This window comes from Candidatus Effluviviaceae Genus V sp. (assembly GCA_014728125.1).
Lineage (GTDB): Bacteria > Joyebacterota > Joyebacteria > Joyebacterales > Joyebacteraceae > WJMD01.
Genome location: WJMD01000171.1, coordinates 1 through 22,651 on the forward strand (window position 1 = coordinate 1; position 22,651 = coordinate 22,651).

The 22,651-nt window shown below is 65.7% G+C and carries 16 protein-coding genes and 5 tRNA genes; 3 read left to right on the top strand and 18 right to left on the bottom strand.

Annotation, left to right across the window (positions count from 1 at the left end):
- The 12 genes from GF405_10200 to GF405_10255 all read right to left on the bottom strand — a co-directional run.
- Positions 1 to 317, bottom strand: a 317-nt coding sequence (locus GF405_10200) for a radical SAM protein (protein MBD3368525.1), incomplete at its 3' end; no start/stop codon positions are given.
- Positions 318 to 436: 119 nt separating this feature from the next.
- Positions 437 to 513 (bottom strand) — tRNA-Lys (locus GF405_10205).
- Positions 514 to 551: 38 nt separating this feature from the next.
- Positions 552 to 974, bottom strand: a complete 423-nt coding sequence (gene ssb, locus GF405_10210) for a single-stranded DNA-binding protein (GenBank protein MBD3368526.1) — start codon at positions 972 to 974, stop codon at positions 552 to 554.
- 183 nt (positions 975 to 1,157) lie between these two features.
- Positions 1,158 to 1,233, bottom strand: a tRNA-His gene (locus GF405_10215).
- A gap of 9 nt (positions 1,234 to 1,242) precedes the next feature.
- A tRNA-Arg gene (locus tag GF405_10220) sits at positions 1,243 to 1,320 on the bottom strand.
- Positions 1,321 to 1,325: 5 nt separating this feature from the next.
- Positions 1,326 to 1,403, bottom strand: a tRNA-Pro gene (locus GF405_10225).
- 448 nt (positions 1,404 to 1,851) lie between these two features.
- Positions 1,852 to 2,481, bottom strand: coding sequence for an XTP/dITP diphosphatase (locus GF405_10230; GenBank protein ID MBD3368527.1), 630 nt, complete (start codon positions 2,479 to 2,481; stop codon positions 1,852 to 1,854).
- On the bottom strand, positions 2,478 to 3,302 hold the full coding sequence (locus tag GF405_10235) for a glutamate racemase (protein MBD3368528.1): 825 nt from the start codon (positions 3,300 to 3,302) through the stop codon (positions 2,478 to 2,480). The genes GF405_10230 and GF405_10235 overlap by 4 nt, the downstream gene beginning before the upstream one ends.
- Before the next feature lie 21 nt (positions 3,303 to 3,323).
- On the bottom strand, positions 3,324 to 3,878 hold the full coding sequence (locus GF405_10240) for a hypothetical protein (protein ID MBD3368529.1): 555 nt from the start codon (positions 3,876 to 3,878) through the stop codon (positions 3,324 to 3,326).
- Positions 3,875 to 5,359: a hypothetical protein gene (locus GF405_10245; GenBank protein MBD3368530.1), complete on the bottom strand. Its 1,485-nt coding sequence runs from the start codon at positions 5,357 to 5,359 to the stop codon at positions 3,875 to 3,877. The genes GF405_10240 and GF405_10245 overlap by 4 nt, the downstream gene beginning before the upstream one ends.
- Positions 5,359 to 5,829, bottom strand: a complete 471-nt coding sequence (gene smpB / locus GF405_10250) for an SsrA-binding protein SmpB (GenBank protein MBD3368531.1) — start codon at positions 5,827 to 5,829, stop codon at positions 5,359 to 5,361. Before smpB ends, GF405_10245 begins: the two co-directional genes overlap by 1 nt.
- Positions 5,830 to 5,968: 139 nt before the next feature.
- The gene (locus GF405_10255) at positions 5,969 to 6,337 is read right to left on the bottom strand and encodes a hypothetical protein (protein MBD3368532.1); all 369 of its coding nucleotides are present in this window, start codon (positions 6,335 to 6,337) and stop codon (positions 5,969 to 5,971) included.
- 126 nt (positions 6,338 to 6,463) lie between these two features.
- Between GF405_10255 and GF405_10260 the strand changes: the two genes are divergently transcribed.
- Positions 6,464 to 6,551: transfer RNA gene (locus GF405_10260), tRNA-Leu, on the top strand.
- A gap of 25 nt (positions 6,552 to 6,576) precedes the next feature.
- Positions 6,577 to 7,791, top strand: a complete 1,215-nt coding sequence (locus GF405_10265; GenBank protein MBD3368533.1) for a DUF362 domain-containing protein — start codon at positions 6,577 to 6,579, stop codon at positions 7,789 to 7,791.
- Between the two features lie 111 nt (positions 7,792 to 7,902).
- Here GF405_10265 and GF405_10270 read toward each other — a convergent pair whose 3' ends face one another.
- From GF405_10270 to GF405_10290, 5 genes are read right to left on the bottom strand one after another with little or no spacing between them, the layout of a single operon-like run.
- Positions 7,903 to 8,217: a hypothetical protein gene (locus GF405_10270; GenBank protein ID MBD3368534.1), complete on the bottom strand. Its 315-nt coding sequence runs from the start codon at positions 8,215 to 8,217 to the stop codon at positions 7,903 to 7,905.
- On the bottom strand, positions 8,214 to 11,324 hold the full coding sequence (locus tag GF405_10275) for an MMPL family transporter (protein ID MBD3368535.1): 3,111 nt from the start codon (positions 11,322 to 11,324) through the stop codon (positions 8,214 to 8,216). Before GF405_10275 ends, GF405_10270 begins: the two co-directional genes overlap by 4 nt.
- On the bottom strand, positions 11,321 to 12,394 hold the full coding sequence (locus GF405_10280; GenBank protein MBD3368536.1) for an efflux RND transporter periplasmic adaptor subunit: 1,074 nt from the start codon (positions 12,392 to 12,394) through the stop codon (positions 11,321 to 11,323). The genes GF405_10275 and GF405_10280 overlap by 4 nt, the downstream gene beginning before the upstream one ends.
- Positions 12,391 to 14,058, bottom strand: a complete 1,668-nt coding sequence (locus GF405_10285; GenBank protein ID MBD3368537.1) for a hypothetical protein — start codon at positions 14,056 to 14,058, stop codon at positions 12,391 to 12,393. Before GF405_10285 ends, GF405_10280 begins: the two co-directional genes overlap by 4 nt.
- On the bottom strand, positions 13,806 to 14,531 hold the full coding sequence (locus GF405_10290) for a TetR family transcriptional regulator (protein MBD3368538.1): 726 nt from the start codon (positions 14,529 to 14,531) through the stop codon (positions 13,806 to 13,808). Before GF405_10290 ends, GF405_10285 begins: the two co-directional genes overlap by 253 nt.
- Positions 14,532 to 14,705: 174 nt before the next feature.
- Between GF405_10290 and GF405_10295 the strand changes: the two genes are divergently transcribed.
- The gene (locus tag GF405_10295) at positions 14,706 to 18,782 is read left to right on the top strand and encodes a T9SS type A sorting domain-containing protein (GenBank protein MBD3368539.1); all 4,077 of its coding nucleotides are present in this window, start codon (positions 14,706 to 14,708) and stop codon (positions 18,780 to 18,782) included.
- A gap of 115 nt (positions 18,783 to 18,897) precedes the next feature.
- Here GF405_10295 and GF405_10300 read toward each other — a convergent pair whose 3' ends face one another.
- The gene (locus GF405_10300; protein MBD3368540.1) at positions 18,898 to 22,185 is read right to left on the bottom strand and encodes a T9SS type A sorting domain-containing protein; all 3,288 of its coding nucleotides are present in this window, start codon (positions 22,183 to 22,185) and stop codon (positions 18,898 to 18,900) included.
- Positions 22,186 to 22,651 lie beyond the last annotated feature (466 nt).

Sequence of the window (22,651 nt, forward strand, 5' to 3'; positions counted from 1 at the left end):
ACCTCGAGGCACGAGCGGGTCAGCAGCCTGCGGCGCTCCTCCTCCTGATAGGGGTCGCACACCGTACCGAGCGATACGCGACCGGGGTGCCTCCTCCGAACTTCGCGGGCCAGCACCTCCGCCGCGTTCACCTTGACACCGACGAACTCACCCCAGGGGTCCGTGATCTTCATGAACTTCTTCATGAAGGTCGCGTAGCAGTAGGAACAGGAGTGCGTGCATCCGATGTACGGATTGACCGCGTAGTCGAGCCCGGGGATCTTCGACCTCGTGAGAACGCTCTTGGCTGTCGTCTCGAAGACGCGCGCTGGGGGCATGGTGACTCCGACAACGGCATCTGTGCGCGGAGGAGCACCCCGTCGCCTTCCGGGGCGCGCCTGGGCTTTCCGGAGAAAGAAGGCCGGCCGCCCTCGGTGTCGAGAGCGGCCGGCATCGGTGGTACGCCCCGAAGGAATCGAACCTTCAACCTACTGATTAAGAGTCAGTTGCTCTGCCTAGTTGAGCTAGGGGCGCTCGGTTCCTCTGTTGTAAATCAGCGATCCGCGGGTCGGTCAGAACGGCAGATCGTCGTCGTCCATGCTGACGCTCTCGGTGGCGAACTCCGGCGTGCGCTCCTGCTGCCCGCCGCCCCCGCCGTCGCGGCTCCCGAGCATCTGCATCTCATCTGCCTTGATCTCGGTCGTCTTCCGCTGCTGACCCTGCTTGTCCTCCCAGGTCCGCGTACGGAGACGGCCCTCGATGTAGACCTGACGTCCCTTCGACAGATACTGACCGCAGATCTCGCCCAGCTTGCCCCAGGCGACGATCCTGTGCCACTCGGTGTGCTCCTGACGGTTTCCGTCGCGATCCGACCATGTCTCGTTCGTTGCGATGTTGAACGTGGTCACCGTCGTGCCGCTGCCGGTCTGCCGGACTTCGGGGTCGCCGCCCAGATTCCCGATCAGGATGACCTTGTTGACGCCTCTGCCTGCCATATGTCGTCCTCTCTTCGGGGTTCCCGTCGGGCCCGACGTTCCCTCAGGCCCGCCTTTCGTCGCGGGGCTTCGAGGGGAGTGCACCCGGGGTATTGTCGCGCTTCCCCCGGCTGCTCCTTCAGGGAGTCTAGCACGCGCATCTGCCGGCCCGCAACGCCGTCTCCGGGACGGGGTTGAGGGTGGTGGGGTGGAAGACGGGATTCGAACCCGCGACGACTGGAACCACAATCCAGGGCTCTACCAACTGAGCTACTTCCACCGTGACATCTGGTACGCCTGGCTGGATTCGAACCAGCGACCTACGGATTAGAAGTCCGTTGCTCTATCCTAACTGAGCTACAGGCGCGCGCGTGGTCGGGGCGAGAGGATTTGAACCTCCGACTTCCTGCTCCCAAAGCAGGCGCGCTAACCGGGCTGCGCCACGCCCCGCCCTGTTTCGACCCTCTATGATAGGAAGGCCCCAGGACGGTGTCAAGCTCGCCGGATCGGACGTATCCGCAGTCTGCCGCCGGCCGACATCCCGGCACCCACGCCGATCTGCGACCGCTCCCGGACCGCCGTCCCCCACCGGCGTTCACGGGATAAGCACGTGGCCGCGGCCCAATGGGAGGCCCGCGGCCACGGCGATGACTTGACCCTCGTGCGTGGAGGGGAGAGCCAAGTCGGATCTCCTTCTCAGAAGTCCCCGAAAGAACCCGAGAAACGCATTCTAGCACGCCCCTCAGGCGGCGGCAAGCAGGAAGAGCATCTGGAGGTAAGATTCTTCTAAGTGACGGAGAGAAAGTGTCTTAGGTGTTGCGCACAGGCGAGCCATTTGGTCATGTCACAGGGCTGAACGACCGTTCAGATGGTCCCGACCGAGGCCCTCCTTGACGCCTCATGCGGCGCCTCGTGCGGCCTCCAGAAGCTCAAGGACAAGTTCCCTGGCGGCCCGGACGGCCTTCCCGCGATGGCTGATGGCGTTCTTCTCGTCGCTCGTCATCTGGGCAAAACTCTTGTCGGCCCCGTCCGGACGGAACAGCGGGTCGTAGCCGAAGCCACCCTCCCCCACCGGCTCGGTCAGGATGACCCCGTCCATCGTCCCCTCGACGAGACGCGCATCGCCTCCGGGAACGGCGAGCGCGACGACCGTCCGGAACGCCGCCCGGCGGTCTTCCTCCGATGCGCCTGCCATCTCCTTCAGGAGTTTCCGGTTGTTCCTCTCGTACGACGGCGGCTCTCCGGCGTAGCGCGCCGAGTAGACGCCGGGCGCGCCGCCGAGGAACTCGACCTCGAGCCCCGTGTCGTCGGCCAGCGCCGGTCGGCCCGTCGCGTCCGCGACCTCTCTGGCTTTCTTCGCGGCGTTCTCCTCGAGCGTCTCACCGTTCTCGACGACATCCGGGAGATCAGGGAGGTCGTTGAACGACAGGATACGGACCGGAAGCCCGCTCAGGATGGCGTTGATCTCCTCGACCTTGTGCGGGTTCCTTGTGGCGAGAACGAGGGTGAGGACGTCGTCCGGGGTCACGGGCACTCCTCCACCAGCTCCTCCTCGCTGACGATCGAGACGTCGCCCAGCTCGCTGCCCAGGAAACGCTCCGCCTGCTCGCGGAACCGGTGCGGAACATCGCTCACGAAGTACCTGAGCCGGCGCGGCGCATCGTCCTCCCGCATCAGGTCGAGTGTCTGAAGTCGTTCCCTGACCTCGCTGGCCGTCTCCTCTGCCGAGTCGATCAGCCTCACGCTGGGTCCGAAGACCTTCCCGATCGTCGTCTTGAGGATGGGGTAGTGCGTGCATCCCAGGACGACCACGTCGACACCGGCGTCCCGCAGTGGACGGAGATACTCGTGCGCGATCACGAGCGTCACCTCGCGGTCGGTCCACCCCTCCTCGGCCAGTGGAACGAACAGCGGGCAGCTCTGCTCGAGCACCTCGATCTCCCGGTCGATGCGCCCGATCTCAGTGTGATAGGCACCGCTGGCGATCGTGCCCTCCGTCCCGATGACCCCCACACGTCCAACGAGCGTCGACGAGGCAGCGGCGAGGGCGCCCGGGCGTATGACGCCGATGACCGGGACGTCGAAGCGCTCGGCCAGTGGTCCGATGGCGACCGACGACGCGGTGTTGCAGGCGACGACGATCATCTTGACGTCGTGCCGCAGCAGGAAGGCGGTGTTCTGGATCGAGAACGCGGTGACCGTCTCGTTCGACTTCGGCCCATACGGGAGCCTCGCCGTGTCGCCGAAGTAGACGATCGACTCTGCCGGAAGCTGCCGCATGATCTCGGAGACGACCGTCAGGCCGCCTATGCCGGAGTCGAACACGCCGATCGGACGCGCGTCAGCCACAGGACATCTCCCTCATGCTCGCTAACGGTACTGCTCGACTGCGAACGGCACGCTCGCGTCGATGTGCCCCGCGATCGTCTCGATCTCCTCCCCCTCCACGAGGAAGGTCACCGACTCGACGTCCGGGAAGTTCGCCGCGAGCGTGCGAACGACCGACCTGATTGTAAAAAGCTCGCCTGTCGACCCGCCCCAGTGCTCCTCAACGAGTTCGCTCGAGAAGTCGACGTAGGCGCCGCCCGCGTCATCGAAGTAGACGGAGCGGACGCCGGTGTTCTCGGGTAGCGTCCGCACCGCCCCCTCGTGCCGGGGGCCGGCCACGAGCTCCTCGAGGATCCGGCGCGCGCGACCCGGTCGGTCGTCGGGCACGACGATGTCGCGCTGCTCTTCGACGATATTCATCGCGCGGCTGTCGGCGAACGCGAGTACGACGGACTGCACGCCCTCCCCGAGGTCCTCTTCGACGACACCCTCGGTCGGCAGTTCCTCGACGGGCTCGCGCTCCCAGACCGTCACCACGACCGCCACGGCTACGATGATCGCCGCGACCACGAGGATCCTCAGACGCTTGAGGTTCACCGGTTCCTCTCCTTCCAGCCGGTTCTGTACGCCTCAATGCCGCTGGCGATCGCCTGTGCGGCGTCCGCTCTGAAGGTCTCGTCCTGCGCCCTCCCGGCGTCGCCGCCGCTCGTGAGGTAGCCCAGGTCGACGACGACCGACGGCATCATACAACCCTCCAAGACGGAGTGCGAGAGCCCCCGAACGCCGCGGTCCGCGCTCGGAAGAGCGGAGCGCAGCTCGCCCCGCACGAGCCGCGCGAGGATCCTGCTCTCGTCGATGTGCTCCTCCTGAGCGTGTCGCCACAGGAGCGCCTCCTCGGCGCGCGAGAGCACCGCGGGATGATCGTACGCCAGCCCCCCACGCCGCGGCTCTACGACGGGGAGCGGCGGGTCCACCGGGACGGCGTAGTGGTGGACCTGAAAGCCGGCGGCCGCGCCCGAGGTCCACCCGTCGCACCTGAGAGCGACGAAGATGTCCGCATCGGCGAGGTTCGCGAGCTCGCAGCGCCTGTTCACCGGAACGAACGAATCGGAGCTTCGCGTCATGAAGACGTAGAACCCTCTCCGCTGAAGCGCGGCTCCGAGTTCTCTCGCCACGGCGAGCGTAATGTCCTTCGCAGCCACGCCGCCGCGTCCGATGACGCCCGTCTCCCGTCCGCCGTAGCCCGGGTCGATCATGACAACCTCGAGCTCGTCCGACGCCATCAGGGGATCCGTCGGGCGCGTCAGAAGCTCCTTCGGAGAGCGCAGCGCCGGCGACGGGACCGACTGGGCCGTCGCCTCGACGACGATCTCCAGTCTGTGTGGTCTTCTCAGACGGTCGACCCGGTAGGAGGTTGCGCCGCCGGCCGTCTCGACAATGAGCTCGGCCCCTCCGCGACGCTCCTCGGCTGTCACCCGGGAGACGTAACCGCCGTCGGCCGGGATGTCGACCGAATCCGAGAGCACCGCACGGCGCGCGAAGACCTCGATCGTCCCTGAAGCGAGGCTCTCGACATGAAGCTCCGCGCGCTCACTCAACGGCACGACAACGACCGTGCTGCCCGTACGCTCCTCGATGGATACGTCGCCGATGACCGGCCCGAGACGCTCGATTCTCAGACGCTCCTCCTCGCGGTCGACCGCGGTATCGAGATGGAGCACGGGGGCGACTGCCTCCGACAGGAACGACGGGGGAACCCAGAACTCCCCGGTCCGCATGAGAACCGGCTGCAGGACGTTGACGATGCCGCCGTCCACGGCGACAAACCTGTTTCCGGGTGACATGACGAAGCGATGCTCGCCGACGACCAGAGCCGCCTTGCCCGTTCGCGGGTTCCAGTGTCGAGAGCCTCCTAGTGCGAGGGCGATGTCGGCGAGATGAACGTACGGAACGTCCTCGTGAACGAACGTCCTGGCGGGGATCCTCCGGCCGCCCGGCTCGACCTCGATGCGGTAGGACGCCGGGGCTGAGGAAGCGGCCAGAAGCGCGACGAGCAAGAGAATCGGCACCAGCTTCATCAGTACACGTTCCTGTCTCTTCGATGGAGCTCACGCTCCATGTCCCGCTCGGCGTCGCGTCGCTTGATCGTCTCTCGCTTGTCGTGCTGTCGCTTCCCGCGGCAGAGACCGATCTCGACCTTCACGCGGCCGCGCCTCAGGTAGACCGACAGCGGGATGAGAGTCACGCCCTTCTCTCTGACCTGGCGGTGCAGACGTCTGATCTCGTTCTTGTGCAGCAGGAGCTTCCTGACCCTGCGGGGGTCGACGTTGAAGCGGTTTCCCTGCTTGTACGGGCTGATGTGGACGCCGTGAAGGAACATCTCCCCGTCCTCGACCCTGGCGTAGCTGTCGACCAGCTGGATCTTGCCGAGACGTACCGACTTGACCTCGGTGCCCTTGAGCACGACACCGGCCTCGACGGTGTCCTCGACATGATAGTCGTGTCTCGCGCGACGGTTCTTCGCAACGAGCTTGACGTCCTCGGCCAAAAGTCCCGCCTCCCGATCGAGCCCATTCGAGCCCCCGCTGCAGGGCACACCCCTGCGACGGCGCCGGCCGGGCCGACTCTGGTTCGGATGCTATCAGAGCCCGAAGCAACCGGGCAAGGCGATTCACGGAGGGCCCGGGTCAGCCTCTCGAGGCGAACGCGGTGATGTCCCGGGCGACCTTGTCGACCGCATCGCGGCCGCGCGCGACGACGAACCCCGAGATGAGCTCGACGCCGTCTCTCTCCCAGTGGATGCGGAGAATCGGTATCCCGCCCCCCCAGCGACCTGCGTGCCACGAACTCGTCGACGTGCGGACGATGGCGGACGCGGGGATGAGAAGAGGACGCTTCGTCAGCGCCCGGAGGAAGTGGAAGCCCCGTCCGTCGAGCCAGTACCGGCCGCTGCCGCGGGCCAGGAAGCCGCTCCTGCGGTAGCGCCGCCACCAGGCGTCTCTTATCGTCGTGCCGATGTAGGCCCCACGACGGGCATATGAGGGACATTCAGTCATACGCCTCCTCCGTCGCGCCGCGCTGCGATCGCCCCGGCGGCGGGGCGTCTGCCCCGGAGGCCGGTGATTCAGTCAGTTGACTTGGTATGCACGTCACGCTACACTACGGGAGGTGTGAGCACCAAAGCCGAAGTGGTGGAATTGGTAGACGCGCTGCGTTCAGGGCGCAGTAGGGTTTAACCCTGTGGGGGTTCGAGTCCCCCCTTCGGCACCAGAACGTACCCCGGGGCGGCGCCAGAATGCCGCCCCGTCGCACGAACGGGCCCGACACGGTGGCCGGAAGCGGCCCCGGGCCGGAGCCCCGGGAGGATTCCGCCGTGTCGAAGCAGAAGGTCGCCGTCCTCAGGACGAAGCCCGAGACCGTCCTCGACGACTACCGCCGTCTCTGCGAGCTGGCGGGCATGAAGGACGCTCTCGACCCTTCAGCCACCACGATCCTCAAGGACAACATCAGCTGGCACCTGATGTACCCCAGCTCGAACACGACCCCCTGGCAGCTCGAGGGCACGATCCTCGCGCTCAGGGAACAGGGGTTCGAGGATCTGGTCGACGTCCACAACAAGACGGTGGTCACCATCTGCGACCTCGGCGACAGATACAACAGGTTCGGCCCCGTGCTCGAGAAGCACGACGTCCCGACGAAGCACAACTTCAACCCCGACGACATGTCCTGGATCGAGTACAGGCCGAAGGCGACGATGGCGGTGCTCGACAAGGTCTTCCCCGACGGCATTTATCTGCCGGACTACTTCTTCGGGAAGAACATCGTCCACCTCCCCACCGTCAAGACGCACAGCTACACCGTGACGACCGGCGCCCTGAAGAACGCCTTCGGCGGGCTTCTCAACGTCAACCGTCACATGACCCACACATGGATCCACGACACGATCGTCGACCTGCTGGCCATCCAGAAGGAGATCCACACGGGGGTCTTCTGCACGATGGACGGCACCACGGCCGGAAGCGGCCCCGGGCCCCGTACGCTCATCCCCCATCGGAAGGATGTCATCCTCGCCTCGGCCGACCAGGTCGCGATCGACGCGGTCTCGGCCCGGATGATGGGCTTCGAGCCGATGGAGATCGACTACATCGCTCACGCGACGGAACGCGGTCTGGGACAGGGCGACCCGCGGGAGATAGAGATCGTGGGAGACGAGGACGCCGCGGCCGAGCGATGGGGGTTCACGGTCGGGGTGAACCTGGGGACGGGGACAGGAATGCTCCTATGGCGCAGCCCCCTCAAGATCTTCCAGAAGCTGCTCTTCCAGACCCCGATCGTCAAGATGTTCATCTGGGCGAGCGAGACGTACCACGACAAGTTCTGGTACCCGAAGCACGGCGTCCCGGTCGTCGAGAAGTGGAAGCGCGAGAGCCCGTGGGGACGACTCTTCGAGCAGTACCCCGAGAGCACGAAGGAGATCGACCCGAGCTGCCGTCAGGAGCCGTTCTCCTAGACGCCGCGTGAAGAGCGCGCCCCCGCTCCGCGACAGGAACGCGGGCGCGTCGAGCAGGCAACCTGCTTCCTCTCGGACGATCGCGCGCGGAGGTTCCTCACTTGCCGCGCGCTACGCTTCGCCGGTCTCCTCCGCCCGCACGCACTTCACGACATCGAGCACGTTGGCGTCGATCCCGCGATCGCCGCCCTGCCGGTTGTAGTCCCTGATCCGCTCGAGGACGGCGTCCACCCGGTCATCGTCGATGCAGAACTCCACGACCGAGTTCGCCCCGGGCCAGACGTGCGACTCTTCGCGCGGATCCTTTCCTGAGATCCTCCCGTGCACTCCGGGCCAGCGGTTCAGCACGCTGACGTCGAACTCCCTGAGGATCTCGAGGACCTCCTCGTGAATGCCGACATAGTACGTCATCTGTATCAGCTTCATCTCGTCCTCCGCGCTCTGGCCTCGATCCTCGTATGGAAGATCATGTAGACGGTCGGGACAAGGACCAGCGTGACGAACGTCGACACCAGGAGCCCGCCGATCATCGTGATGCCGAGCGGCCTCCAGACCTCCGAGCCCTGGTAGCGCATGAGCGCCAGCGGCAACATGCCGAAGATCGTCGTGAACGCCGTCATGAGAACGGGTCGCAGTCGACGGCTGCCCGCCGTCATCACGGCCTCCCTCAGCTCCATGCCGCGCTTCCGCATGATCTTCGCGTAGTCGACGAGCACAATGGCATTGTTGACCACGATGCCCATCAGCATCACCACGCCGAGGAACGACGTCATGCTGAGCGGCGTGTTCGAGATCAGGAATGCCCAGACGACGCCGACGAACGCGAACGGCACCGAGAACATGATGATGAACGGGTCGAGCAGCGACTCGAACTGAGACGCCATCACCATGTAGACCAGCGCCAGCGACAGCATGAGGAGGAGGAACAGGTCGCCGAACGCCTCGCCCTGGTTCTCCACATCGCCCGCCAGCTCGATGGTGACGCCCGGCGGCCGCTCGAGGTCCTCGAGCGCTCTCCGCACGTCGCCGGCCACCTCGCCGAGCGCGCGTCCCGAGATGCGACCGGTCACGGCGACGATGCGCTGCTGGTCCTCGTGCTTGATCTCGGTCGGTCCCTCGGACATGCGGACGTCCGCGACCGAGGAGAGGCGGACCATGCTTCCCGTGACGGACGGGATCGGCATCGCCATGAGGTCCTCGACCGACGACCGCTCGCCTCTGGGCGCCCGCACCACGACCTGCCACTGGTCGCCGCCCTGTCGGAGCTTCGTTGCGTCGACGCCGAACACCTGTGAACGCAGTGCCTGAGCGATGAGGTAGGTGTTCAGGCCCTGCGTGGCGGCGCGGTCCCGATCGATGTCGATGTGGAACTCTGGCCGCGGGTCGCCGACGTCGATCGCGACGTCGACCGCGCCGGGCACGTCGGAGATGAGTTCGAAGGCCTCCTCCGCAACATGCACGAGATCTTCCATGTTGCTGCCCTTGATCTGAACCGAGATCGGCGTTCCGGAGAGCCCCATCATCTGACCGACGGAGCTTCCGGTCCGGACGCTGTGCTTCACGACGTCGGGCATCGACTCCATCTTGGCCCTCAGGGCGTCACCGACCTCCTCGGATGAGCGGTCGCGGAGCTCCTTGTCGACCAGTTTGAGGCCGACGTGACCGACGTGGCTGCCCTCGGCCTCGCCCTGGATGATGCCCCAGCCCGAGCCCGTCTCGCCGCCGAAGGTGTACATGTACTCCCGCTCCGGGATCTCCTCCTCGATGAACTCCTCGATCTCACCCAGGACCTCCATCGTCCGGTCGACGGTCGTGCCGGGCGCCAGCTCGAGGATCGCTTCGATCTCGCCGGAATCGGGCGCCGGGAAGAACTCGGTCTTCACGAACCCCGCGAGCAGGATCGTCACGGCGAAGAGCCCGATGGCGACGAAAACCGTCCGCTTCCTCCGGCCGAGCGACGAGGACAGGAGCCGCGTATAGCGCTCCTCGACCCGCCTGAAGACCCGTTCGCCCCAATCGAAGACCCGCTTCCGGAAACCCGTGCCTCCCTCGTCCTCGAAGCTCTTCCGGAGCAGGGTCGAAGAGAGAGCCGGTATCAACGTCAGCGCGCTGAAGAGAGACACCGCGATGGCGGCGATGACGACGACGGCCATCTGCTCGGACAGGACGCCGACGATGCCGGAGATGAAGATCATCGGCACGAAGACGACGATCGTCGTCAGCGTGGACGCCGCGAGCGCCTCGCCTATCTCCGAGGGCGCGAACATCGACGCCTCGCGAACGCGCTCGCCGGACTCGACGTGCCGCGTGATGTTCTCGAGCACGACGACCGCCGCGTCGACCACCAATCCGATGGCGATCGAGAGACTCATCAGCGAGACCATGTTGATCGTGTAGCCGAGCATGTACATCACGAAGAGCGCCACCATGAAGGACGCCGGGATCGTGAGCCCGATGACGATGGTCGAGCGGATCCTCCGGAGGAACAGGAGGACGACGAGGATGACGCCCAGGCCGCCGAAGTAGATCGCGGTCGTCAGGTTGTTGATCGCCTTCTTGATGAAGTCGGACGTGTCGAAGAACGTGAAGATCTCCATGTCGGGCGGAAGGTCCTGTTCGATCTCCTCGATCTTCGCGATGGCGGCGTTCGCGATGGTCACGGAGTTCGCCCCCGACTGCTTCGACACGAAGAATACGAGACCGTCCTGTCTGTCGGCCCGCGCCTTCATGATCTGCTCGGCGAATCCGTCCTCGATGTCGGCGATGTCGCCCAGGCGTATGACCCTGCCCATGGACGAACCGACGACGATCCGCTCGAGTTCCGAGACCTCCTGGAACTTGCCCGGAACCCGAACCGTGTAGCGGAACCGCCCGATGTCCATGTCGCCGGCCGGGATGTCGACGTTCTCGGCCGCGAGGACGTCGACGATCTGATCCGGCGTGATGCCGGTGGCCTCCAGCCTCGACGGATCGACATTGACCTTGATCTCGCGCTCAGGGCCCCCGAAGACCCACACCTCGGAGACGCCCGGCACCGCCTTCAGGGGATCCGCGATCTGTGTTTCGACGATGTGCCGGATGCCCGGAAAGTTCTCTTCCGCCGTGGCGCCCATGACGAGGATGGGCATGTTGGCCGAGCTCATCTTGACGATCATCGGGGTCTCGACATCGTCGGGAAGCTCGGACTTGAGCATCTCGAGCGCGTCGCGCACGTCGGAGGCGGCCTCGTTGAGGTCGGTGTCCCACCCGAACTCGATCATCACAACCGAGATGCCGCTCTGAGACACCGAGTTCACGTGGTCGACGCCGCTGATCGTCGCCATGGCGTCCTCGACGAGCTCGGTGACGTTCGATTCGATGTCCTCCGACCCGGCTCCCGGATACGGCGTGACGACGCTGATGACCGGGAACTCGAACTCCGGCATCAGATCGACCGGGAGCCGCGTGAGGGCGAGCACGCCGAAGAGAACGAGCACCGCGAACATCATGAAGACGGTCACGGGCCTGTTGACTGCGAAGGTCGGCAGGTTCATCGGTCCTCCCCCGCGGTTCGCTCGATCGTAACGTCGTCGCCGTCAGCCAGTCTGTATCTCCCGGCCAGCACGACGAGGTCGCCCTCAGCGACGCCGGACCGTGCCTCGACACGGTCGCCGAAGACATCGCCGAGCGCGATGTTGCGGCGGCGCGCCTTACCGCCCTCGATCACGAAGACATACGAGACGCCGGTTCCCTCCTGTCTGAGGAGTCCGTCCAACGGGACGAGGACGGCCTCCCGCCCGGCGAGCGTGAGCTCGACGTCCGCGAACATGCCGGGTCTCAGGAGTCCCTCGGGGTTCGGCACCCGAACTTCCGCGGTGGCCGTCCTGCTCATCTCGTCGAGCGATGCGTCGACGCGGTGCACGCTCCCGTCGAACGTGCGGTCCGGGTATGCGTCGACGGCGATCGCCGCGGGAAGCCCCTTCCTGATGAGAGGCCAGTCCCGCTCGGACACCTCGACCTCGATCGATACCGAGCTGATGTCCGCGAGATCGAGAATGGACGGTGCACCGGTCCCGCCGGGCATCAGCATGAAGAGCTCACCTTCCTCGAGGTGTCTGGCGGTGATGTACCCTGAGAAGGGCGCGCGGATCCGCGTGCTCCCGAGCATCATGTCGTACGACGCGCGCGCCGATTCGTATCCGGCCTCGGCCTGGTCGAACGCCTGGTCCGTGATGGCGTTCTTCTCGTGAAGCGACTGCATCCGCTTCCAGTCCCTTTCCGCCGCCCTGTACTGCGCCTCGACCTGGGCCAGCTGTTCACTCCCGAGCTCGACCAGGAGGTCGCCCTGCTCAACACGGTCGCCGGCGTCCACGTGGAAGGTCTCGACCCGACCCTGGATCTCGGCGCCAAGTGAGGTTCTCCTCGCGCCCTGCACGCCGCCGGTGTAGCCCAGGACCGGCGAGACCATCCCGCTCGAGAGTTCGGTGACCTCGACCGGAACCGCTCCGGCTTCGGCCTCCTCCTCCTGGGCTCCGCCGCCACATCCCATGGACAAGCCGGCGGCCGCGAGCGCCACAGTGAAGAGCAGCGATGCCTGTCTGAGTATCGTCGGGTATCTCTTCATCGGTTCATCACCCCCGTCGCCAGCATGAGTCCGGCCTCGGCCAGCCTCAGCCGTGCCTGTGCGTCCACCAGCTCCATCTCGGCCGCCGTCAGTGCCGTTTGCGCGTCCAGAACGTCCGCGTTCGTCGCGGTCCCGCTCCTGAAGGCCTCCCTCGTGACGCGCAGGCTCTCTCGTGCCTGTCCGGCGCCATCCTCAGCGATCGCCACTGCCAGGAGCGCCTCCTCGTGAGCCAGATAGCGCGACGTGACATCGAGGCGAACACCTTCCTCCGCCATCGCCGCGGTCTCCTCCGCCTCGATGCGCGCGGCCCTCGCCTCCTTGATCCTGTTGCCGCGTCCCCCCCAGTCGAAGATGTTCATCTGGAGCGCGAGTGTCACGCTCCAGTGGTCGTAGAACTCCGGCTCATACTCCCTGTTCGGCCGGTCCCAGGTGTAGTTTCCTCTGACGACGAGGCTGGGGAAGTACTCACCTCTGGCGGCCGCCACGCCGCGCGACGCCGCCTCGGCTCCCGCCTCGGCCGCGAGCAGGTCCGGCCGCTCATCGAGGGCACGTTCGGTCCACGCCTCAAGCTCACGTTCCGGGAGTCCGACAGGGTCCAGGCCGTCGGTCGGTGTGATGTCGGCATCGATATCGAGACCGAGCTCGTATGCCAGGGCCGCTCGGGCGAGCCGCACGCCGTGCTCCGCTTCATTCCTCTGGAGCCGGACGCTCGACATTTGGACCCGAGCCCTGAGGATGTCGCTCTCGAGCAACATCCCCTCCTCGTACATCGCCTCGAGGTCCGACAGGTGAGCCTCCATCTGTCGAACGGAGGCCTCCATCACCTCGAGTCCCTCCAGAGCGCGGACGAGGTTCAGATAGGCCTCGGTCGTCCGGTAGACCGTCTCGTCTCTCTCGCGATCGGCGAGATGGGACGCAGCGTCGGCCGCGAACTCGGACGCCCTGTAGCCGTTCCACACGGCGCCGCCCGAGAAGAGCGTCTGCTGGACGGTGAGGCCGAACGAGTAGACGTCGTCGTCTCCCATGTAGATCTTGTCCGTGCCGCTCCCGCCCTCGAGTCCCTCGAGCGTCGACGGATCAAGATAGCCCTGCTCCACGAGGTACTGGAAGGGCTCCATCAGCGGCTCGAAGATACTCCCGAAACCCGACGCGTCCATGTACGGTCTCTCATCGAGTTTCGTGTACGAGCCGCTCGCGCTCACACTGGGCAGCAGCATCGAGCGCGCCTGCCCCTCCCGCGCGTTCGCACCCATCTCGCGCGCCCGTGCGGCCTTGAGGCTCCTGTTCTCGGAGAGCGCCAGCTCGATCGCGTCGTCGAGGCTCAGCTCGAGACGCTCGGCTGCAAGGGATGTGGTGGCGGCGATGACGAGTGCCAGCGCCACACCGATCAGCAGCGTCCATGCGCCCGCTCTCATGTGGTCTCCTCCCGGGGTCTCAATCCCTCCATGATGATGTCGAGCATCCTCTCGACTATCTCGTCCCGGTCCTCCTGCACGTCCCCGCTCACAATGCCCATGAAGATGCCCTTGAGCATCAGGAGCAGCGACCACGTCGTCAGCCGGACGTCCTCCACGACGATCTCCCCGCGCTCGTGGCCCTCCCGGAGGATCCCGCTGTAGATCTCCAGGGTCTCTCTGACGAGCAGCTCGAAGTGGTCGCGCCATCGTGGCATCAGATCCGCGAACACGCGCATCGTGACCTGGTAGATGTTGATCTTCTCGCGGAGCATGTCGGTGTGTGTCACGATGGCGGCGCGGAGCTTCTCCCGCGTCGTCTCCGCCTCTGCTACTGCCTCTCTGTCGGCACTGAGGATATCCGCGATCTCCCGCCTGAGCACCGAGCGGAAGACCTCCTCCTTGCCTGCGAAATGCTTGTAGAGCGTAGCCCGAGAGATGCCCGCCTCCCGGACAATATCCGTCACCGTCGTCTTCTGAACACCGTACTTCCCGAAGACCCGACCGGCCGCGTCGAGAATCTCCCGCTCTCTCTCCTCTGCCCCTGCCACGCCCGTCACCTCCCTCGTCGGACTGCCCGACCGGTCGCCGAGCGGAGTCCCGCTGCCGCGTGAGGGACGTCGTCGGCCCCCCACGTGCTGTGGTCCGGCGAAGCCCGAATACTGAATGAACCATATAGACAGTGCTACGTTTCCAGTTCAGTCTATATGAGCCGCCACTCACTGTCAAGCTGAATATCGTGGTCTTCACGGTCTCTCGTTCCCCGGCCGCGTGCGACGACCGCCGCCCGCCTCTCTTCCTGTGGTCAGGTACGGCGGTCCAGAGCTCGATAGACAAGACTCGCAAGATGTGCTAAAATGAGGAAAGTCGGAGAGATACGGCCGAGTTCGCTCATCGAGCGGACTCGGCTTCTGGCGATACACACCACCGGAGAGGAGCACGACATGTCCCACGCGCGACCGATAGCCACCCTTCTTGCTGCCGCGGTCCTGACTGCGGTCCTGCTTCCTGCCGCGGCGGCCGGCTCGGCCCCGGCTGAGCTCCGGGTCATCGAGTCGTCGTCCGACCGGATCGTCGTCGAGGCTCTGTTTCCGGAGCCGGCGGTCACATCGACCGTCCTCGACGGACGAACCTACGACCTCGTGTCGATACCGGGCACACATCCCCTCGGAGAGCCCGGCAGCCCGACGGTCGCGGTCGCGGCGACGCTGCTCTCCATCCCGGGCGATGCCGGTCCGAGGCTCACGATCCTCGAGAGCGACGTATCGGAGCTTCACGACCTCGAGCTGGCACCCGTCCAGCTGCCCGGCGAGGAACGCACCCCGCCGGACGAGTCGGTATACGGCTCCGACGCCTACGCTCCCTCGTCGTTCGCGGCCATCGGAGACCCGGCCATCATGCGCGACCTCAGGGTCGTGCCGCTCAGGATCTACCCCATCGCGTACAGTCCGGCGAAGGGCAGCGCGCGCGTCCTCTCCCGGATCGTGGTTGAGATCGACCTGTCGGCACCGGGCGAGACGAACATCCTCGACCGCAGCGGACCGATCAGCGCGGCCTTCGCCGGCATCTACGAGGATCAGGTCCTGAACTTCGACAGGTCGCGATACGAGTCCGATGAGCGGGGCAAGTACCTCATCATCACCCACGACACGTTCTACTCGACCATTCAGGAGTTCGCCGAATGGAAGCACCTGCGCGGCCGCGAGGTCGAGGTCGCCAAGCTCTCGGTCATCGGTTCCTCCGCGTCGGCCATCAAGAGCTACATCCAGGACGCCTACGATACGTGGGCCGTGCCCCCGGACTACATCCTGCTCGTCGGCGACACGGAGTACGTCCCACTGGGCTCAGGCTATACGGATGACTACTACGCGACGCTCGCAGGGTCCGACTACGTCGTCGACGTCCACCTCGGCCGGTTCTCGGCCGATTCGGTGTCCGACTGCGAGCTCCTGGTCGCGAAGACCCTCGGGTACCGCCGGACACCGTTCATGAGCGACCCGAACTGGTTCAAGAGCGCCTGCCTGGTCGTCCGTGACGACTACGACTCCTCGGACGCCACCTACTACGACGACACGTGGCACGCCTACGATCTCATGGAGTCGGCCGGCTTCGCCGTCATCGACACGCTCTTCAGAAAGCACGGGGCGGACGGCGACGACTGGGTCGCCTCGATCAACGCAGGCCGTACGCTCGTCAACTACCGCGGCCAGGGGGTCTCGAACTGGTGGAGCCCCTTCGACATCTACCCCAGCCAGACCACCAACGGCTACAAGCTCCCGGTCATCATGTCCGCGACCTGCGGGACGGGGAGCTTCTCGAGCGACGGCTACCCGTGCGAGACCTGGATGCGGGCCGGTACGGTCGCGAACCCGAAGGGCTCGGTGGCTTTCGTCGCGACAGGCGAGATCGTGACCGGCGGCGCGCACCTGAGAAGCGTCGTGAACCAGTACTACCATTCCGAGCTCTTTCAGCCGGAGCCGGGCACGGTCGCCGAGTGCCTGAACCAGGGCAAGTACCGGGTCTACGCTCTCTACGGCGATCAGGACGAGTACGAGGGCTGGAACTGCCAGGGCGACCCTGAGCTGAGCATCTGGACCGACACGCCGCGGATGCTGGACGTCACGCATGACGCGACGGTCCCCACCGGGGTCAGCAGCTTCAACGTCCTGGTAGAGCATGACGGCTCGCCGATCCGAAACGCCGCGGTCTGCGTCTACGCAGAAGGCGAGGCGTACGACGCCGCGCTCACGGGGGCGTCGGGCGAGGTCTCGTTCACGCTGGACCTCGCCAGCGCGGACACGCTCCGGGTCACCGTGACGGGCGACAACATGCATCCCTACGAGGGCTCTGCCGTCGTCACACTGTCGGGCCCCTATCTCGTCTACGACAGCCACCTGGTCGACGACTCCGCCGGCGGGAACGGCGACGGACTCGTGAGCCCCGGAGAGACGATCGATCTCACGCTCACACTCCAGAACGCCGGTCCCGATGACGCGACGGGCGTCTCGGGCGTCCTGGACGACGGTGAAGGGCACGTGACCCTCGTCGACTCCGCCGCCATGTACGGCACGATCGTCTCGGGCGGAACCGGTTCGAACCTCGACGCCCTCTCGTTCAGCGTGAACAACGCCGCACCGGACGGCGCGGAGCTCGGACTTGAGCTCCTCGCGAGCGACGGAACACGCGCGTCGTGGCTCATCCCCGTCGAGGGCCTGACGGTCTCCGCGGCGAACCTCGCGAGGACCTCGACCACCATCGACGACGCTGCTCCGGGCGGCGACGGAGACGGCCTCCTCGAGCCGGGCGAGACGGCATGGGTCACGTTCGACCTGGTGAACGACGGAGCCCTGGGACTCCTCGGTGTGACGGGGACGCTCTCGACATCCGATCCGTTCGTTGCGGTGACCGACGGCTCGGGGTTCTTCGGCAACATGCCGTCCGGAGCCTCGGCGACCAACACGAACGACCGCTTCCGCGTGAGCATCAGCGGCTCGGTCTCGGCGCCCGAGGACTACTCGGCCGCGCTCGTTCTCGATCTCGCGGGAACCGCACCGACCTACACACACCAGCAGGCTCTGAACGTCCCTCTGTCCCTCGAGGGGAACGTCACGACGGGCCCCGACGCCTACGGCTACTACGCCTACGATGCGGGCGACGTATGGTCCGGTCACGCACCGGTCTACGACTGGGTCGAGATCGTCCCGCCCGGGCCGGGGGCCATTGTCAGTGAGATCACGAACGAGGATGCGCAGACAACAACTGTCTCACTGCCGTTCACCTTCCAGTACTACGGCACCGACTACACGACCGTCTCCATCTGCTCCAACGGCTTCCTGGCACTGGGCAACCAGACCTACCGCTTCGGAGACAATTCGCAGATCCCGGACACCCACGGCCCGGCGGCGATGGTCGCGCCCTTCTGGGACGACCTCGACCCGTCGGACGGCGGCGACATCTACCAGTGGTACGACAGCGCCAATCACCGCTTTGTGGTTCAGTTCGATGAGAATGTCCACTATGGCGGCGGCAACCCCGAGACCTTCCAGGTCATACTCTACGATCCAGCGTACTACCCCACGGCCACCGGCGACGGCGAGATCGTCTTCCAGTACGAGGACGTCAGGTATCCCTGGAGCATGACGGCCGGCATCGAGAACCCGACGCAGTCTGCCGGGATTCAGTATCTCTACAACTCGACGTACGGTCCCGCAGCGGCGGAGATCGTCAACGGGCAGGCCATCAAGTTCACGACCGAGCCGCCGTCGGCCCCGGCGGTCTGGCTGGTGGCGGACGGGTTGACCGTCGACGACTCCTCGGGCGGGGACGGCGATTCGACGGCCGAGCCGCTCGAAACGGTCGACCTCATTCTGGACATCGAGAACCTGGGGACGGAGACCGCGTCGTCGGTGACCGGCGTCATCACGACATCGGATCCGGACGTCACGATCGATGACGGGACGGCGACCTTCGGGAGCATCGGCAGCGGCGCGACGGTCAGCAACTCCGCCTCGCCGTTCGTGCTCACCGTCGCAGCCGAGCCCGACAGCGACGTGGTGGAGCTCGACCTTCACCTTTCGACGGGCACCCGCTACGACGCGTACGACGTCGTCACCCTGACGCTCGACCTGACCGGCACAGGGATCGACGGCCTCGGGCCGAGGTTCGCACTCTACCAGAACGCTCCGAACCCCTTCAGCGCCGGCACGCGCATCGCCTTCAACCTGCCGGTCGCGACCGATGCCGAACTCGCCGTCTACAACGTCGCCGGCCGCAGGGTGGCGACGCTGCACGACGGCCCGATGACGGCCGGGCCGCACGCTGTGGAATGGAACGGACGCGACGATTCCGGCAGGCCGGTGTCGAGCGGGATCTACTTCTACCGCCTGACCGCTGGCGAGCGCGAAGACGCCCGGAAGATGATCTACCTGAAGTAGGCAGTAGCTGCAGGAGATGAAAAGAGGGGCCGCCCGACCGGGCGGCCCCTTCTCTTGTGGTCTCGTCACCGGAGGGTCCGGGTTCGGGGCCAGCCCCCTCACCCGTCTCACGGGACTACTGCTTGATCACCAGGAGCTTCGCGTTCCTGCTCTCGCCGGCGGCCTCGAGCCTGTAGAAGTAGACGCCGGACGAGACGCGCTCGCCCTCGTTGTTCCTGCCGTCCCACGAGAGCTCGTGTCTGCCGGCGGGCATTGTCTCACTCCGGATCGTCTTCACGCGCCTGCCGGCAACGTCGTAGATCGAGACGCTCGCCCGGCTCGGCTCCGGAATCGAGAAGTAGATGTTGGTCGCAGGCCCGACGGGGTTCGGGTAGTTGCCGAACAGCACGAGCTCGGAGGAGATTCTGCCCTCGACGCCCGTATCGGAGACATGCAGCGTCACGGGGACGGTCACCGGGTCGCCGCCGTTCGATGTAACAACAATGTCGGCGAGGTAGTCACCCTCGATCAACCCGGTAGCGTCGAACGTGAGCTCGATGGTCTCGGACGACCCCGCGTCGACGTCGCCCTCGACAGGGGTCGCGGCGAGCCATGTCACGGGCTGATAGACCGAGAAGGCGCCGTCACTCATGTCGCTGACCGACGGGCTCGAGTCGGTCGTCACCCTGATCAGACAGTCGTCGGAGACGTCCACGTCGACGGTCCACTCGTAGACCCCGTCGTTCGGCGTGGACGACACGACCGTGGTCCACGTCGTGCCCCCGTCCGTCGAGCAGTCGATGCCGACGTCGGTGTAGCCTCCGGTACCGGTCCACTCGATGTCGTGAACCTCGCCTACACCCCAGATCTCGCCGCCGTTCGGCGCGACGACCTCGACGCTCGGACCGCTCGGGCCCTCGAGCGTCACGGTGCCGCTCACAGAGTGCGGTGCGCTTCCGTATCCGTCACCCTGGATGGTGTATCCGATGTCGGCATCTCCGCTGAACGAGCCGTCGATCGTCAGGCTGATGGTCGCGGTCGCCGTCTCGGCCGGGTAGACGATGTTCCACCAGTCGCCGCTCCAGGTGACCGTGACACCGTCGCCCGTCGTCCCATCCCAGGCCAGAGCGCGTCCGCTGATCTGGAAGTCCGAGCACGAGTTGACCGTCACACCCGGCGGGAAGTTGAGCGTTGCGCCGTTGACCCACTCGTCGTCCGGACTGGCGTTCGTCAGTGAGAAGTAGAAGTCGGCGGTCGTGCCCGGCGTCATCGTGCTCGGCGAAACGGCCACGGTCGAGCCGTCGACGCTGCGCGAGCGGCCGGCATCCACGATCTCCAGGGAGTACGCGAGGATCGAGAGGTTCTCTCCGACGTTGGCGATGTCCATGGTCTGGACCGTGCTCGCCCCGGGCTCCAGGGTCAGCTCGAAGGCCGACGGTGTCACCGAGACGACCGGCGTGTAGGTCTGGCCGACCTCGACGGTCCCGAAGTACGGGACGGCGTTGAACGACGTCACGGTCACCGTCAGCGTGTCGCCCTGACTCATTGCGCCGCTCACGGGGATGGTCGCGTCGCCGGACGCGTCGGTCACGGCCGAGCCGTAGAGCGTGTCGTTGCCGTAGAGGGAGCAGAGTGCGCCCTCGACCCCGCTGACCGTCACGTCGAACGAGCCGGTGACCGGATCGATCGTGTCATCGTGAAGAACGGAGAGCGACGTCGGCGTGTCGGTCCGCACCCTGATCGACGGGTCGCCGAAGATGATCCAGGTCAGGAACATCTCCTCGCCGGCTGCGCCGCTCTCGTCCATCATCTGGCAGCTGCCGTTGTAACAGAGCCCGCCGAACGTGCGCTTCGCGCCGGCCACAAGGAGGTCGGTGCTCTCGTCCTGCGCCTGCATCGGAGGCTCCCACGACTGGTTGACCGACGACATGTACGCCCCGATGGCTCCCGTCGGCTCGGAGCCGTGCGACGCCCTGAGCCAGGTTTCACCGAAGCATGTCGTGCCGTTGAAGTATCCGTTCACACAGGCGACGCTGATGATGAACGGCAGCATGTTGTCGTTCGTCAGCGCGTTGATATTCGTCGAGCTGAAGCCCGACGAACCCCAGCTCGTCGTCGAGCCGTGGCCCGTGTAGTTGATGATGCCCCGGCCCGTGTTCAGCGCGGCAGTGACCTGACTGGCCGACGCCGTGGGATCGTAGATCTGATCGACCGCGGTGTACGTGAAGCCCAGGAGGTCGGTCCGGATATTGTCGACGTGCTCGTTGTCGTACTCGTTGTCGTCCCCGGGCCCCTGGTCCGAGGCGATGCCCGTCCCGACATGGTACCAGTCTCCCGATGCGTCCGGGAGCTTCTCGTACTCGATCGACCTCAGGACCTGCGTCTCGACCTGCGCCACGGTCTCCGCCGAGAAACGACCCACGAGGATGTCGGGGTAGTTGTCCGTACCGGCAAGCAGCGAGTACGTCGGGTCGGACGAACCGCCAGCGTTATAGGGGGTCGCCACCTGCGCGGCGTCGCCGACGAGCAGCACGTAGGCGAGATCGTGCGTGTTGTAGTAGCTCTGGATGTAGCTCTTGATGTCCGTGTCGCTCGTTCCGGTCGTCGATGTCCCGACCATCTCGCACGGAATCCCCATCTGGTTCTTCCACTCGACGAACGGCTCCATCGCGGTCATGAACGAATCGTACGCGATGACCAGCATCGAGCCGCTCTCGTCGACCGGTGAGTAGCGAAGCGAGGGAGACTGCGTGAAGTTCACGAAGTGCTCCTCGTAGATACGCCGGAACTCGGGATCGAGGGGCGCCATTCGCTCTTCCTTGATGACGTTCTTGCTCGACGTGCCGGAACGCTCTACCGCCACGACAACGCGGTCGTACACGCGGAGGGTCTTCGTGGCGGGGCTGTAGTGGAACGGCGTGAACCTGACGGCCACGCCCCGGACGTCTCGCATGATGTAGGGCTCACCGAGTTCGACGAGACGCTGTGGGTACGACCGTGCCGTTTCGTAGACGTCGCCGAACGTGTACGGCACGCTCGAAGGATCGACCGTCCGGAGCAGCACGCCCTTCGACGGCACCACGGGGGTCTCACCGTAGTCCACTGAGTGCGCGGATACGACGCGTACCGACATCTCCGCGTCACCCGGTATCGCGATGCTCCTCGCCACCATCGGCAGCGCGGGATGCCCCTTGATCCGCATCCGGCCTTCGCCGGGCAGCGATACCGAGTAGTGCTGGGACCCCTCGATCGTCACGGGCGTGCGATCGAAGCTCCCGATGGTCAGCTCGAGCAGTGTACGCTCCGCCGTCGACTCCAGCACGTCGACCGACACGGAGCCACCGTCCGCAACCTGCACGGTCGCGGCAAAGGCGGTCATCGGAACGAGCAGAAGCGCGATGAGAAAGGCCGCCGGTCTCGACACGAAACACCTCCATGTATCCGAACTGCTGTTCAGGCCACGGAGCAGGGCAAACCACCCCGAGCCGGTGTGTTGACGTGTTTGTCCCACACTGGTTTGGATGCCCGTGCGGGGCCCGGGTTCCCGTCAAACCCTACACCTGGCCCCGTGGAACCTCCAATGCATTTATTATACCACATATACGCAACTTATCAATGAGTAACAGCCCGAACAGTCCCTCCCCGCTGCTCGTTCAGGCGATGTCGGAGATCCACCCGTAATCCGGGGCCGGGACGTCCCGAGCCGCAGGATGCGGCACGGGACGGGGCGCCAGAAGAAAGCCCGGGCCCCTCGTACTGAGGGACCCGGGCTCCGGGTGGGCCGGGACGGCTCTCCGTCCCGTTCGATCCCCACTACTTCAGCAGAACGACCTTCGTCGAACCGGTGAAGTCCTCGCTCTGCATACGGCAGAAGTACACGCCCGAGGCGA

What these genes read in the sequence shown, in the direction of transcription:
- GF405_10280 (MBD3368536.1), bottom strand. Translation starts at nt 12,394, where the DNA reads ATGAAGAGATACCCGACGATACTCAGACAGGCATCGCTGCTCTTCACT.
- ssb (MBD3368526.1), bottom strand. Translation starts at nt 974, where the DNA reads ATGGCAGGCAGAGGCGTCAACAAGGTCATCCTGATCGGGAATCTGGGC.
- GF405_10285 (MBD3368537.1), bottom strand. Translation starts at nt 14,058, where the DNA reads ATGGCGCGACCACTTCGAGCTGCTCGTCAGAGAGACCCTGGAGATCTA.
- GF405_10265 (MBD3368533.1), top strand. Translation starts at nt 6,577, where the DNA reads ATGCCGCCCCGTCGCACGAACGGGCCCGACACGGTGGCCGGAAGCGGC.
- GF405_10255 (MBD3368532.1), bottom strand. Translation starts at nt 6,337, where the DNA reads ATGACTGAATGTCCCTCATATGCCCGTCGTGGGGCCTACATCGGCACG.
- GF405_10295 (MBD3368539.1), top strand. Translation starts at nt 14,706, where the DNA reads ATGAGGAAAGTCGGAGAGATACGGCCGAGTTCGCTCATCGAGCGGACT.
- GF405_10275 (MBD3368535.1), bottom strand. Translation starts at nt 11,324, where the DNA reads ATGAACCTGCCGACCTTCGCAGTCAACAGGCCCGTGACCGTCTTCATG.
- GF405_10245 (MBD3368530.1), bottom strand. Translation starts at nt 5,359, where the DNA reads ATGAAGCTGGTGCCGATTCTCTTGCTCGTCGCGCTTCTGGCCGCTTCC.
- GF405_10270 (MBD3368534.1), bottom strand. Translation starts at nt 8,217, where the DNA reads ATGAAGCTGATACAGATGACGTACTATGTCGGCATTCACGAGGAGGTC.